Origin of the sequence: Variovorax frigidus (genome assembly GCF_051216515.1) — a bacterium.
Classification (GTDB): domain Bacteria; phylum Pseudomonadota; class Gammaproteobacteria; order Burkholderiales; family Burkholderiaceae_C; genus Variovorax.
Window position 1 is genome coordinate 56,464 of record NZ_JBPJZF010000011.1, and the last position, 12,874, is coordinate 69,337.

11 protein-coding genes are annotated in these 12,874 nt (G+C 66.0%); 4 read left to right on the plus strand and 7 right to left on the minus strand.

Going from position 1 to position 12,874, the window contains the following annotated elements:
* The first annotated feature begins 48 nt into the window (after nucleotides 1-48).
* From ACSFBC_RS27055 to ACSFBC_RS27065, 3 genes are all read left to right on the plus strand, one after another.
* Nucleotides 49-2,970: a ribonucleoside-diphosphate reductase subunit alpha gene (locus tag ACSFBC_RS27055; protein ID WP_435513422.1), complete on the plus strand. Its 2,922-nt coding sequence runs from the start codon at nucleotides 49-51 to the stop codon at nucleotides 2,968-2,970.
* A gap of 151 nt (nucleotides 2,971-3,121) precedes the next feature.
* Nucleotides 3,122-4,282, plus strand: a complete 1,161-nt coding sequence (locus tag ACSFBC_RS27060) for a ribonucleotide-diphosphate reductase subunit beta (protein WP_435513423.1) — start codon at nucleotides 3,122-3,124, stop codon at nucleotides 4,280-4,282.
* Nucleotides 4,283-4,477: 195 nt separating this feature from the next.
* The gene (locus ACSFBC_RS27065) at nucleotides 4,478-5,017 is read left to right on the plus strand and encodes a histone H1-like DNA-binding protein (protein ID WP_435513424.1); all 540 of its coding nucleotides are present in this window, start codon (nucleotides 4,478-4,480) and stop codon (nucleotides 5,015-5,017) included.
* 74 nt (nucleotides 5,018-5,091) lie between these two features.
* Here the strand turns inward: ACSFBC_RS27065 and ACSFBC_RS27070 are convergent, their stop codons facing one another.
* The 7 genes from ACSFBC_RS27070 to ACSFBC_RS27100 all read right to left on the minus strand — a co-directional run bounded on the left by ACSFBC_RS27070 (nucleotide 5,092) and on the right by ACSFBC_RS27100 (nucleotide 11,318).
* Nucleotides 5,092-5,994 (minus strand): carbohydrate kinase family protein, encoded by a 903-nt coding sequence (locus tag ACSFBC_RS27070; RefSeq protein ID WP_435513425.1) that lies wholly within the window; start codon nucleotides 5,992-5,994, stop codon nucleotides 5,092-5,094.
* A gap of 59 nt (nucleotides 5,995-6,053) precedes the next feature.
* The gene (locus tag ACSFBC_RS27075; RefSeq protein WP_435513426.1) at nucleotides 6,054-7,340 is read right to left on the minus strand and encodes a DUF3426 domain-containing protein; all 1,287 of its coding nucleotides are present in this window, start codon (nucleotides 7,338-7,340) and stop codon (nucleotides 6,054-6,056) included.
* A gap of 42 nt (nucleotides 7,341-7,382) precedes the next feature.
* The gene (prmA, locus tag ACSFBC_RS27080) at nucleotides 7,383-8,267 is read right to left on the minus strand and encodes a 50S ribosomal protein L11 methyltransferase (protein WP_435513427.1); all 885 of its coding nucleotides are present in this window, start codon (nucleotides 8,265-8,267) and stop codon (nucleotides 7,383-7,385) included.
* Between the two features lie 6 nt (nucleotides 8,268-8,273).
* Nucleotides 8,274-9,623, minus strand: coding sequence for an acetyl-CoA carboxylase biotin carboxylase subunit (accC, locus tag ACSFBC_RS27085; protein ID WP_435513428.1), 1,350 nt, complete (start codon nucleotides 9,621-9,623; stop codon nucleotides 8,274-8,276).
* A 2-nt stretch (nucleotides 9,624-9,625) separates the two neighbouring features.
* Nucleotides 9,626-10,078, minus strand: coding sequence for an acetyl-CoA carboxylase biotin carboxyl carrier protein (gene accB / locus ACSFBC_RS27090; protein WP_435513429.1), 453 nt, complete (start codon nucleotides 10,076-10,078; stop codon nucleotides 9,626-9,628).
* Between the two features lie 101 nt (nucleotides 10,079-10,179).
* Nucleotides 10,180-10,728, minus strand: coding sequence for a TlpA family protein disulfide reductase (locus tag ACSFBC_RS27095; protein WP_435513430.1), 549 nt, complete (start codon nucleotides 10,726-10,728; stop codon nucleotides 10,180-10,182).
* Entirely contained in the window at nucleotides 10,725-11,318 is a 594-nt protein-coding gene (locus ACSFBC_RS27100) for a hypothetical protein (RefSeq protein WP_435513431.1), read from the minus strand. Before ACSFBC_RS27100 ends, ACSFBC_RS27095 begins: the two co-directional genes overlap by 4 nt.
* Nucleotides 11,319-11,384: 66 nt before the next feature.
* On the opposite strand from ACSFBC_RS27100, the gene mpl reads away from it, so the two are divergent.
* Complete coding sequence (mpl, locus tag ACSFBC_RS27105; protein WP_435513432.1) at nucleotides 11,385-12,863, plus strand: UDP-N-acetylmuramate:L-alanyl-gamma-D-glutamyl-meso-diaminopimelate ligase; 1,479 nt, start codon at nucleotides 11,385-11,387, stop codon at nucleotides 12,861-12,863.
* Nucleotides 12,864-12,874 lie beyond the last annotated feature (11 nt).

The following is a 12,874-nucleotide window of genomic DNA, read 5'->3' on the forward strand; positions in this document are numbered from 1 at the left end:
AGCCGCTCGCCGTTCCCCCCAACAAGAAATCGCCAAACAGAGGACCGAATGCAAACAGCCCTGAACACACCGTCCGCCGCCCGCGCCAGCGCGCCGCAGCAGAATGCCGGCGCCCGCGACACCGCAGGCACGCCCACCCACGAAGCGCTCACGCACTACCAGATCATTCGCCGCAACGGCGCGGTCGTGCCCTTCGAGCCGAACAAGATCGCCATCGCGCTGATGAAGGCCTTCCTGGCCGTGCACGGCACCCAGGGCGCGGCTTCGGCCAGCGTGCGCGAGACCGTCGACACGCTGACGCAGTCCGTGGTGCGCGCCATGGTGCGCTCGCGTCCGAGCGGCGGCACCTTCCACATCGAAGACGTGCAGGACGCGGTCGAACTCGGCCTGATGCGCGGCGGCCACCATGAGATCGCGCGCGCCTACGTGCTGTACCGCGAACGCCGCTCGCAGGAGCGCACCAAGCAGGGCGAACAGGACGCGCCGGCGGCGCCCGCGCTGCACGTGCTCGACCGCGGCGAACGCGTCGCGCTCGACCTGAACGAGCTCAAGGGCCTGATCGAATCCGCCTGCGAAGGTCTGGGCGACACCATCACCGCCGCGCCCATCCAGGCCGAGACGATGCGCAACCTGTACGACGGCGTGCCGCTCGACGAGGTCTACAAGGCCTCGATCCTGGCCGCCCGCACGCTGATCGAGAAGGACCCCGACTACACCTTCGCCACCGCACGCCTGCTGCTGCACACGATCTTCAAGGAGATCATCGGCCGCGAAGTGATGCCGGCCGAACGCTCGCAGGCCTACGTCGACTACTTCCCGCAGTTCATCAAGAAGGGCGTCGACAACGAACTGCTCGACGAGAAGCTGCTGCAGTTCGACCTGCCGCGCCTGGGCGCCGCACTCAAGGCCGAACGCGACCTGCAGTTCGACTACCTCGGCCTGCAGACGCTGTACGACCGCTACTTCCTGCACGTGCGCAAGACCCGCATCGAATTGCCGCAGGCCTTCTTCATGCGCGTGGCCATGGGCCTGTCGCTGGGCGAGATCGACCGCGAAGCGCGCGCCATCGAGTTCTACGAAGTTCTGTCGTCCTTCGACTTCATGTCGAGCACGCCCACGCTGTTCAACGCCGGCACGCTGCGCTCGCAGCTGTCGAGCTGCTACCTGACGACCGTGCCCGACGACCTCGACGGCATCTATGAGTCGATCAAGGAAAACGCACTGCTGTCGAAGTTCGCGGGCGGCCTGGGCAACGACTGGACCCGCGTGCGCGCGCTGGGCAGCCACATCAAGGGCACCAACGGCGAATCGCAGGGCGTCGTGCCCTTCCTCAAGGTGGTGAACGACACGGCCGTGGCCGTGAACCAGGGCGGCAAGCGCAAGGGCGCGGTCTGCACCTACCTGGAAACCTGGCACCTCGACATCGAGGAGTTCCTGGAGCTGCGCAAGAACACCGGCGACGACCGCCGCCGCACGCACGACATGAACACCGCCAACTGGATTCCGGATCTGTTCATGCGCCGTGTCATGGAGAAGGGCACCTGGACGCTGTTCTCGCCCAACAACGTGCCCGACCTGCACGACCTGTTCGGCGCCGACTTCGAGCGCGCCTACGTCGCCTACGAAGAGAAGGCGCAGCGCGGCGAGATCAAGCCCTCGCGCACGCTGCCCGCGGCCGACCTGTGGCGCAAGATGCTCACGATGCTGTTCGAGACCGGTCATCCCTGGATCACGTTCAAGGACGCCTGCAACGTGCGCTCGCCGCAGCAGCACGCCGGCGTGGTTCACTCGTCGAACCTGTGCACCGAGATCACGCTGAACACCAGCGACACCGAAACCGCGGTCTGCAACCTCGGCTCGGTCAACCTGCTGCAGCATCTGAAGGACGGCAAGGTCGATCAGGCCAAGCTCAAGAAGACGATCTCGACGGCGATGCGCATGCTCGACAACGTGATCGACATCAACTACTACGCGGTCAAGAAGGCACGCGACTCGAACCTGCGCCACCGTCCGGTGGGCCTGGGCCTGATGGGCTTCCAGGACGCGCTGTACGAACTGCGCATTCCCTACGCCTCGGAAGAAGCCGTGCAGTTCGCCGACGAGTCGATGGAAGCCATCTGCTACCACGCCTACTGGGCCTCGACCGATCTGGCCAAGGAACGCGGCAAGTACTCGAGCTACAAGGGCTCGCTGTGGGACAAGGGCATCCTGCCGATCGACACGCTCGACCTGCTCGAACAGGCTCGCGGCGGCTACGTCGAGGTCGACCGCTCGGCCACGCTCGACTGGGATGCGCTGCGCCAGAAGATCAAGCTCGACGGCATGCGCAACTCGAACTGCACCGCGATCGCACCGACCGCGACCATCTCGAACATCATCGGCGTCGACGCCTCGATCGAACCCTGCTTCGGCAACCTGTCGGTCAAGTCGAACCTGTCGGGCGAGTTCACCGTGATCAACCACTACCTGGTGCGCGACCTCAAGCGCCTGGGCCTGTGGGACGACGTGATGGTCATGGACCTGAAGCACTTCGACGGCTCGCTGCGTCCGATCGACCGCGTGCCGCAAGACATCAAGGCGCTCTACGGCACGGCCTTCGAAGTCGAGACCAAGTGGCTGGTGGAAGCGGCCGCACGGCGCCAGAAGTGGATCGATCAGGCGCAGTCGCTGAACATCTACATGGCCGGCGCATCGGGCAAGAAGCTCGACGACACCTACAAGCTCGCATGGCTGCGCGGCCTGAAGACCACCTACTACCTGCGCACGCAGAGCGCGACGCACGCCGAGAAGTCGACCGTGCAATCGGGGCGCCTCAACGCGGTGTCCTCTGGCGGCAGCAACGAAGCATCGTCGGGCATGAGCGCGATCGAAGCGGCGGCACTCGCGGCGCAAGCGCAGCTCGCCGCGATGCCGGCCACCGACATCGCGTTCTGCGGCGTCGACGACCCGACCTGCGAGGCCTGCCAGTGATGTCAGCCTGATGCGAATGTGATTCGCGGCATCGCCCGACATGAAATGCGATGCATGCGAACAACATAAGCACGACATAATTCGAGCACGATGTGAGAGGCACTTTGCAACTCACATCGTTGCTCACATAATTTGAGCATTGGATTTTTCTATGTTGACCTGGGACGAAGAAGTCAAACCCTCCTTGCCAAAGGACATGCAACAAGGCTTGCATCATTCATCGCAAAACGGCGCACCGATCGCGCGCTCGATGGAAGTCCCGACTTCGCAAACACCCGCCGCACCGGCCGTCGCACGCCGCGTCAACGCCGCCGACAAGCGCATCATCAACGGCCAGACCGACGTCAACCAGCTGGTGCCGTTCAAGTACAAGTGGGCCTGGGAAAAGTACCTCGCCACCTGCGCCAACCACTGGATGCCGCAGGAAGTGAACATGACGCGCGACATCGCGTTGTGGAAAGACCCGAACGGCCTGACCGAAGACGAGCGCCGCATCGTCAAGCGCAACCTCGGCTTCTTCGTGACCGCCGACTCGCTGGCCGCCAACAACATCGTGCTGGGCACGTACCGCCACATCACCGCCCCCGAGTGCCGCCAGTTCCTGCTGCGCCAGGCCTTCGAAGAGGCGATCCACACGCACGCCTACCAGTACATCGTCGAGTCGCTCGGCCTGGACGAGAGCGAGATCTTCAACGCGTACAACGAAGTGCCGTCGATCCGCAACAAGGACCAGTTCCTGATCCCGTTCATCGAGGCCATCAGCGACCCGCACTTCAAGACCGGCACCCACGAGACCGACCAGACCCTGCTCAAGTCGCTGATCGTGTTCGCCTGCCTGATGGAAGGCCTGTTCTTCTACGTCGGCTTCACGCAGATCCTGGCACTGGGCCGCCAGAACAAGATGACGGGCGCTGCCGAGCAGTACCAGTACATCCTGCGCGACGAATCGATGCACTGCAATTTCGGCATCGACCTGATCAACCAGCTCAAGCTGGAGAACCCCAACCTGTGGACCGCGGACTTCAAGGCCGAGATCAAGGATCTGTTCCTGAAGGCCGTCGAGCTCGAGTACCAGTACGCCGAAGACACCATGCCCCGCGGCGTGCTCGGCATGAACGCCTCGATGTTCAAGGGCTACCTGCGCTACATCGCCAACCGGCGTGCCCAGCAGATCGGCCTCGAGACACTGTTCCCGAACGAAGAAAATCCGTTCCCCTGGATGAGCGAAATGATCGACTTGAAGAAAGAGCGCAATTTCTTCGAAACCCGCGTGATCGAGTACCAGTCGGGTGGTGCGCTCTCCTGGGACTGAACTTTTGAACGAAAAGAATCGATGAATTCAGGAATTGCCTTCGACACCCACTGCGTCACAGAACGCGGCGTGGCGAGGGCGCAGGTGTTCATGGTGCTGGGGCTTGATTCCCAACGCCATGGATCGCTTCACGTACACAAGCGTGCGTGGAGTGCTTCAAAAGGTTGATTTTTCAACTTGATCAAGGAGAAAGAAATGGCAACTGCAAAGAAAGCGCCGGCGAAGAAAGCCGCAGCAAAGAAGGCTCCGGCAAAGAAGGTCGTCGCCGCCAAGAAGGCTCCGGCCAAGAAGGTCGTAGCGAAGAAGGCTCCGGCGAAGAAGGCTCCTGCCAAGAAGGTCGCGGCGAAGAAGGCTCCGGCTAAGAAGGTCGTTGCCAAGAAGGCGCCGGCCAAGAAGGCCGCTGCCAAGAAGGTCGTAGCGAAGAAGGCTCCGGCAAAGAAGGCCGTCGCCGCCAAGAAGGCACCGGCCAAGAAGGCTGCTGCCAAGAAGGCGCCGGCGAAGAAGGCCCCCGCGAAGAAGGCAGCGGCCAAGAAGCCCGCCGCCAAGAAAGCCGCGAAGAAGCCCGCTGCCAAGCCTGCCCCCAAGGCGCCTGCTGCAAAGCCTGCCCCCAAGGCCCCTGCTGCCAAGAAGGCTGCCAAGGCGCCCGCGAAGGCTGCTGTAGCACCTGCCCCCGCTGCGCAGACGACGCTGAACCCTCAGGCCGCTTGGCCTTTCCCGACGGCCAGCAAGCCCTGAGTTTTCTCAGGGCCCTGAAGGCCAAAAGCCCGGTACCGCAAGGTCCCGGGCTTTTTTCTTGGGCGCTGGGGCGCTCAGAGTCCGAGCTGCTGGCGATCGACGGTGTAGTTCTGCGGGCCGCGCTGCGCGATCTTCAGGGCACCGATGCGGTTGCCCAGCAACGCGCACTTCTCCAGCGGCCAGCCCTGTTCCAGCCCGAACAGCAACGCACCGCGCCAAGCGTCGCCACAGCCCGTGGGATCGACGATCGCCGCGGGTTTGACCGCGGGCACGTGGGTGCGCTCGCCGTTGACCCAGACGTCGCAGCCCTCCTCGCCGAGCGTGACGACGAGCCCGCGCACCCGGCGCGAGATCTCTGCGTTGTCCCAGCCGGTGCGATCGCTCAGCATCTTGCCTTCGTAGTCGTTGACCGTGACCCAGTCGGACTGCTCGATGAAGCGTGCCAGCTCGTCGCCGTTGAACATCGGCAGGCCCTGGCCCGGATCGAACACGAAGGGAATGCCGGCCTGCTTGAACTGCTCGGCGTGCTGGAGCATGGCGTCGCGCCCGTCCGGCGAGATGATGCCCAGGCGGATGTCGTCGCGCGCCGCGATGCGCGTCACATGAGCCTGCTGCATCGCGCCCGGATGGAAGGCGGTGATCTGGTTGTTGGCCAGGTCGGTGGTGATGAAGCACTGCGCGGTGTAGGTGTCGGACAGCTCGCGCACGAACTCGGTCCCGATGCCCAGGCCCTGGAGGTGCGCGACATAGTCCGCGCCGTCGCTGCCCACTGTGGCCATCGGCAGCGCGCGGCCACCCAGCGCGTTCAGCGCATAGGCGATGTTGCCTGCGCAGCCGCCGAAGTCGCGACGCAACGCCGGCACCAGGAAGGACACGTTGAGGATGTGCAATTGATCAGGAAGGATCTGGTCGGCGAACCGGCCCTCGAAAGTCATGATCGTGTCGAACGCGAGAGAACCGCAAATCACTGCTGCCATGGTCGAGCCGTCGGTTAGAGGAATGAAAGGATGGAAAGAGCGCGCAGCAACGGGCGCGCTCAGGGATAGAAGGCATCGAGCCGGAAGCCGGCCACGCGCGAGGCAGAGGAAGCCTCCTCGCCGACCAGCGCGATCGGCAGCAGCGTCGCGCGCTCCGCATGTGCCGCCAGCACCGCCGGCGCGCCGTACTCGGCCGGACGCAGCACGCGCCGCACCACGGTGCGCTCCTCGGTATCGAGCAGCGAAAGTTCGACGGCCGGCATCGCCAGCGGAATGGCCGCGCGGTTGCGCAGCGTGAAGCTGAACTGGTAGCCCTCGCCTTCCTTCTCGCGCAGAAAGGAAGCGCCGTCGATGGTGATGTCGGCGATGCGCCGCAAGGCGGACAGCTGGCAGCCCAGGCGCTCGCAGAGCCCCGCGAACCACGGCTGCAGCACAGGCTGGCGCGCGACGATCGCGTCGCGCTGCTGATAGAGCACTTGCGCGAGCAGCAGCAACACCAGGGCCGCCAGCACGAAGGCCCGCAGCAGGCGAGGCCACCACCGCGCCGGCTGCCGCATCGGCTGGGCCCCGGGATTGGCGCGGAAGCTGCGCGCGATGCCGAACGCGGGCACACCCGCGGCATCGCCCGCCACGGGTTCGCTCGGCGTCAGGGCCAGCGTGATCGCCTCGCCGTCCCCGGCATGCAGGCTTTCGGTCCGGGCTGCTGCGCGGGTGGCGCGTGCAGCCCGCAGCGCCACGATGCGCGACTGCCGCAGGGCACTGGGCCCTGGACGGATGGCGTCCTCGCCCTCTGCCTCTGCCTCTGCCTCGTCCGACGGCAGGGCCGCGACAACAGCAACGTCCGCAACAGGAGGCGCCGTCGGCGCTGCATCCATTTGCAGCGAGGGCAGGTGCGACCAATCACCGTCGTGCGGCCCACGCACGGACAGTGCAGACGCCTCCGGCACTTCTTCTTCGGGTTCGTCCGATGCCGCATCCTCGGCCACCGTGGAAACGGGCCAGGAAGACGACGACAGGTCGAGCGACGGCAGTTCCGACAGTGCAACGGGCGCGAGATGCGCCGGCGGTGGCCCGTCGGCCTGCAGCCGCGCCAAGGTGTCGCTGAAAAAATCGATGCCGGCGCTCGGCGCGGCGGGGGTGTCGGCTTCGAATGCGAGCGGCGATGCAGGCGTCTCAGCGACCGCCACGACCGGCGGCGGCTCCGACTTCGGATCGTGCAGTTCGGCCGCGCCGTCGAAGACATGGCTGCAGCGACCGCAGCGCACCCAGCCATCCGAGATCCGGAGCTGGTCTCGCACCACGCGGAAGGTGGTGCCGCAAGCGGGGCAGCGGGTGGCGAGACTCATGAGGCGTGGATTGTAGGTGGGGGCCTCACGGCCCGCAGCGACCTACAGGCGCGCGGTCATGAGGATCCAGCCGTCCTCGCCGTCGCTGACTTCGAGGGCGGCGTAAGGCGCGTAGGCCTGCTTGAGCTCGTCGGCCTGGCGCTCGAGAATGCCGGCCAGCACCAGCGAACCGCCGGGCTGCACATGGGCGCACAGCAGCGGTGCCAGCACCTTGAGCGGCGTGGCCAGGATGTTGGCCAGCACCGCCCCGTAGCGCCCGCTCGCCGCGTCCGGCAAGCCGGATTGCAGCTGCACCGCGTTGGCCTCGGCGTTGAGCCGGGTCGCTTCGACGGCCGCCGGATCGATGTCGACCGCGTCGACCGTCACCGCACCGAACTTCGCCGCACCGATCGCCAGGATGCCGGACCCGCAACCGTAGTCGAGCACGCGGGCCGAGGCCGTGCGCTGCGAGGTCGCGATCCAGCGCAGACACATGCGCGTGGTGGGATGGGTGCCGGTGCCGAAGGCCAGGCCCGGATCGAGCCGGATCACCTGGCGCGCCTGCGCGGGCGGCTCGTGCCAGGTCGGCACGATCCAGAATTCGGGCGTGATCTCGACCGGCGCGAACTGCGACTGCGTCAGACGCACCCAGTCCTGCTCCGGCACGTCGGCCACGCCGATGGTCTCGCAACCGTCGAAGAAGTCCTGCGCCGCGAGCACCGCGGCCGCGCCGCGCGCCAGCGCCTCGTCGGCGAACAGCGCGATCACGCGCGAGCGCTGCCAGCCGTCCTTGGGCGGCGGCATGCCGGGCTCGCCGAACAGCGCCTGCTCCGCATCGGTCTGGGCGTCGGCGTCTTCCACCGACACGCTCAGCGCGTCGAGCGCGTCGAGCGCGTCGCTCAGCGACTCGATGCGGTCTTCGGGCGCGAGAAGGCGAAGTTCAAACACGTCGGATCACCGGGCTCGCGCCGCAAGCCACTCTTCGAGGTAGTGGATGTTGGTGCCGCCGGCCATGAACTTGGCGTCGACCATCAGCTCGCGGTGCAGCGGGATGTTGGTCTGGATGCCTTCGACCACGGTCTCGCTCAGCGCGGTGCGCATGCGCGCCAGCGCCTGTTCGCGCGTGTCGCCGTGCACGATGATCTTGCCGATCATCGAGTCGTAGTTCGGCGGCACGAAGTAGTTGGTGTAGACGTGCGAGTCGACGCGCACACCCGGGCCGCCCGGTGCATGCCACATCGTGATGCGGCCTGGCGAGGGCGTGAACTTGTAGGCGTCCTCGGCGTTGATGCGGCACTCGATCGAATGCCCGCGCATCTCGATCTGGCGCTGCGTGAACGGCAGCTTCTCGCCCGCCGCCACCATGATCTGCGTCTTCACGATGTCGATGCCGGTGGTGAACTCGGTCACCGGATGCTCGACCTGCACGCGGGTGTTCATCTCGATGAAGTAGAACTCGCCGTTCTCGTAGAGGAACTCGAAGGTGCCGGCACCGCGGTAGCCGATCTTCTTGCAGGCCGCGGCGCAACGCTCGCCGATCTTCTCGATCAGCTTGCGCGGAATACCGGGCGCCGGCGATTCCTCGATCACCTTCTGGTGGCGACGCTGCATCGAGCAGTCGCGCTCGCCCAGGTAGACCGCGTTCTTGTGCTTGTCCGCGAGAATCTGGATCTCGATGTGGCGCGGGTTCTGGAGGAATTTCTCCATGTACACGGCCGGATTGTTGAAGGCTGCGCCGGCTTCCGCCTTGGTCATCTGGATCGCATTGACCAGTGCCGCCTCGGTGTGCACCACGCGCATGCCGCGGCCACCGCCGCCGCCCGCCGCCTTGATGATGACCGGGTAGCCGATCGCGCGGGCAATGCGCTTGTTGGTGGCGACGTCGTCGGACAGTTCGCCCTCGGAGCCCGGCACGCAGGGCACGCCGGCCTTGATCATCGACTGCTTGGCCGAGACCTTGTCGCCCATCGTGCGGATGTTGTCCGGCGTCGGGCCGATGAACTGAAAGCCGCTCTGCTCCACGCGTTCGGCGAAGTTGGCGTTTTCGCTCAGGAAGCCGTAGCCGGGATGGATGGCTTCGGCGTCGGTCACTTCGGCGGCCGAAATGATCGCCGGCATGTTGAGATAGCTCAGCGCCGACGGCGCCGGACCGATGCACACGGCCTCCTGCGCCAGCTTGACGTACTTGGCGTCGCGATCGGCTTCGGAATAGACCATCACGGCCTTGATGCCCATCTCGCTGCAGGCACGCTGAATCCGAAGCGCGATCTCGCCGCGATTGGCGACCAGAATCTTCTTGAACATGGTCACTCGATGATGAACAGCGGCTGGCCGTATTCGACCGCTTGACCGTTCTCGCCGAGGATCTGCGTGACGGTGCCGGACTTGTCGGCTTCGATCTCGTTGAGGATCTTCATCGCTTCGATGATGCAGATCGTCTGGCCTTCCTTCACCTGGCTGCCGATTTCGACGAAGGCGGCTGCACCCGGGCTGGACGAGCGATAGAAAGTGCCGACCATCGGCGACTTCACGGTGTGGCCGGCGGGCGCCGCAACGGCCGGTGCTGCCGGGACCGCCGCGGGGGCGCCAGCCGGCGCGAGGGGCGCTGCGGGAGCGGCCACGCTTTGAACGTATTGCACCGGGGCGGCTTCGCCGGCCTTGACGATGCGGACCTTGCCTTCGGCTTCGGTGATTTCCAGTTCGGAAATATTCGATTCAGACACCAAGTCGATCAGTGTCTTGAGTTTGCGCAGATCCATGGGACTCCATTGCCAGCTATGCCGGTCATTCGGATTGAACTTACCTGAAATCCGGCTTATTGCGGCGTTCGTACGCCAACTACCGGATGTGCGGCGGGATTCTAACTGTGAAGTTCCGCACGCTGCCAAGCCTCGAGGTCGGCTGGCATCAACTGCCCCATTTTACGGGCCGCGACGTTGCCGTCGGCTTTCACCACCAAGGTGAAGGGCAAACCACCTGCCGTGTTGCCCAGGCTTCTCACCAGATCCGTGCCCTGCAGACCCGCGATGCCCATTGGAAATGTCACCGGCGTCTTGACCAGGAACTTCCGCACCGCCTCGGGCTTGTCGATGGCCAAACCGACCACTTGCCAGCCGTTGGCGACATGATCGCGATAGAAGCGATCGACCATCGGCAACTCTTCGACACAGGGCGGGCACCAGGTGGCCCAGAAGTTCAGCAGCAACGGCTTGCCCTTGAAAGCTGCGAAGTCGAGTTCACCGCCTTCGGGACGCTCGTAGCGTGCGGTCCAGAACTCGGCCGGCAAGGCTTCTCCCCCCGCGCCGGAAGCGGATTCATGGCGCCACCAGGCCGCGCCGACGCCGGCCAGGGCGGCCGCGCCGGCCACACCGCTGACCAGCCATCGACGCCGGGTCGAGGTGGAATTCATATCGTGTCCTTTTCGATCAGTCGCCGCAGGGCGGCGAGGTCTCCGCGAGGCGTGCGTCCCTGGCCGTCGGGCTTGAGTGCGCCGCGCAGGTCGTCGAGGTCGTACACCAGCAGGTGCACCCCGATCTCCTCGCCGAGCAGTTGGCTCCGGGCATGCACGCTGAGCGCCTCGACCTGCTCGCCGTGGAAGCCCGCGACCATGCGGGGTTCGTAATCGACGTGGTGGTCGATCAGGGCGATCTCGGCCGACTTGCTGTCATCGCAGAAGAGTTGAATGTAGATGTCCGACAGCCGCGTCGCCGTGCCGTGCCAGACCGCGCCGCCAAGGTAAGGGCGGAACGCCGCCATGCGCTCCATCCATTCCACCGCCAGCAGACGCAGTGCCTTGAGTTCCTGCGGCTGGGTGTCGGCACAGAAGAGCGTGATGTAGTCGCGCACCTCGGCTTCGACATCGTCGTTGTGCGGCAGCGCGGTGCGCGCGGACAAACCCAGCTCGCGCAGGGCTCGCCGCTTGGCCGGGCCGTACTCCATCCCCTCCTCGACGACGAGGCGGGCGGCAGTGGCGGCAATTTCACGCTTGGACGGGTCCATGGCGGCATTCTGCCCGCACTGCAGCAGCCGAAGAAGAAGACCGGACAGCATCCCTAGAATCGACCGATGCATATTCATATCCTCGGTATCTGCGGCACCTTCATGGGCGGCGTGGCCGCACTGGCACGCGAGGCCGGCCACCGCGTGACGGGCTGCGACGCGGGCGTCTACCCGCCGATGAGCGACCAACTGCGCGCCCTCGGCATCGAATTGATCGAAGGCTTCGGCGCCGACCAGATGGCGCTCGCGCCCGACGTGTTCGTGGTCGGCAACGTGGTGTCCCGCGCCCGCCTGGCCGATGGAACACCCAAATTTCCGTTGATGGAAGCCATCCTCGATGCTGGCGCGGCCTATACCAGCGGCCCGCAATGGTTGGCCGAGCACGTGCTGCAGGGCCGGCATGTGCTGGCCGTGGCCGGCACGCACGGCAAGACCACGACCACCTCGATGCTGGCCTGGGTGCTGGAACGCACGGGCCATGCGCCCGGATTTCTGGTGGGGGGCGTGCCGCTGGACTTCGGCGTCTCAGCAAGACTGGGAGGCGGCCCGAGCGCAGCGCCGGGCCGCCCCAAGCAAGCGAGCGCCCCCTCGGGGGGCAGCGAGGACACGCCAGTGCCGAGCGTGGGGGCACCTTTCGTGATCGAAGCCGACGAGTACGACACCGCCTTCTTCGACAAGCGCAGCAAGTTCGTCCATTACCGGCCGCGCACCGCGATCCTGAACAACCTCGAATTCGACCACGCCGACATCTTCGACGACCTGGCGGCCATCGAACGGCAGTTCCATCACCTGGTGCGCACCGTGCCGGCCAGCGGCCGTGTCGTGGTCAATGCGACCGAGGACAGCCTGCGGCGCGTGCTCGCCCAAGGCTGCTGGAGCGAGGTGGCGGGCTTCGGCGAAGGCGCCGAATGGCAGGCCGAGGGCGCCCACGACGCCTTCGATGTGCTGCAGCAGGGGCAGAAGGTCGGCCATGTGGCCTGGACGCTGTCGGGCCGGCACAACCAGATGAATGCGCTCGCGGCCATCGCCGCGGCCCAGCACCTGGGCGTGGCGCCGGCCGAAGCGGCCGCGGCGCTGGGCAGCTTCCAGAACGTGCGCCGCCGGATGGAACTGCGCGGCACGGCGGAACGCGCGGGCGGCGCGATCACGGTCTACGACGACTTCGCACACCACCCGACCGCGATCCGCACCACGCTCGACGGCCTGCGGCGGCAACTCGACGGCCAGGGCCGGCAGGGCGAGCGCATCCTCGCGGTGTTCGAACCGCGCAGCAACACGATGAAGCTGGGGACTATGGCGGCGCAGCTGCCCTGGAGCCTGGAGGCTGCCGACCTGTCCTTCTGCCACAGCGGTGGCCTGGACTGGGATGCAGCCGCCGCTCTGGCGCCGATGGGCGAGCGCGCGCGTGTGGTGGCGGCCATCGACCCATTGGTCGCACAGGTCGCGTCAGCGGCACGGCCGGGCGATCACATCGTGTGCATGAGCAACGGCGGCTTCGGCGGGGTGCACGACAAGCTGCTGGCCGCCCTGCGCGCCGGGCGCTGAGCGACCTCCTG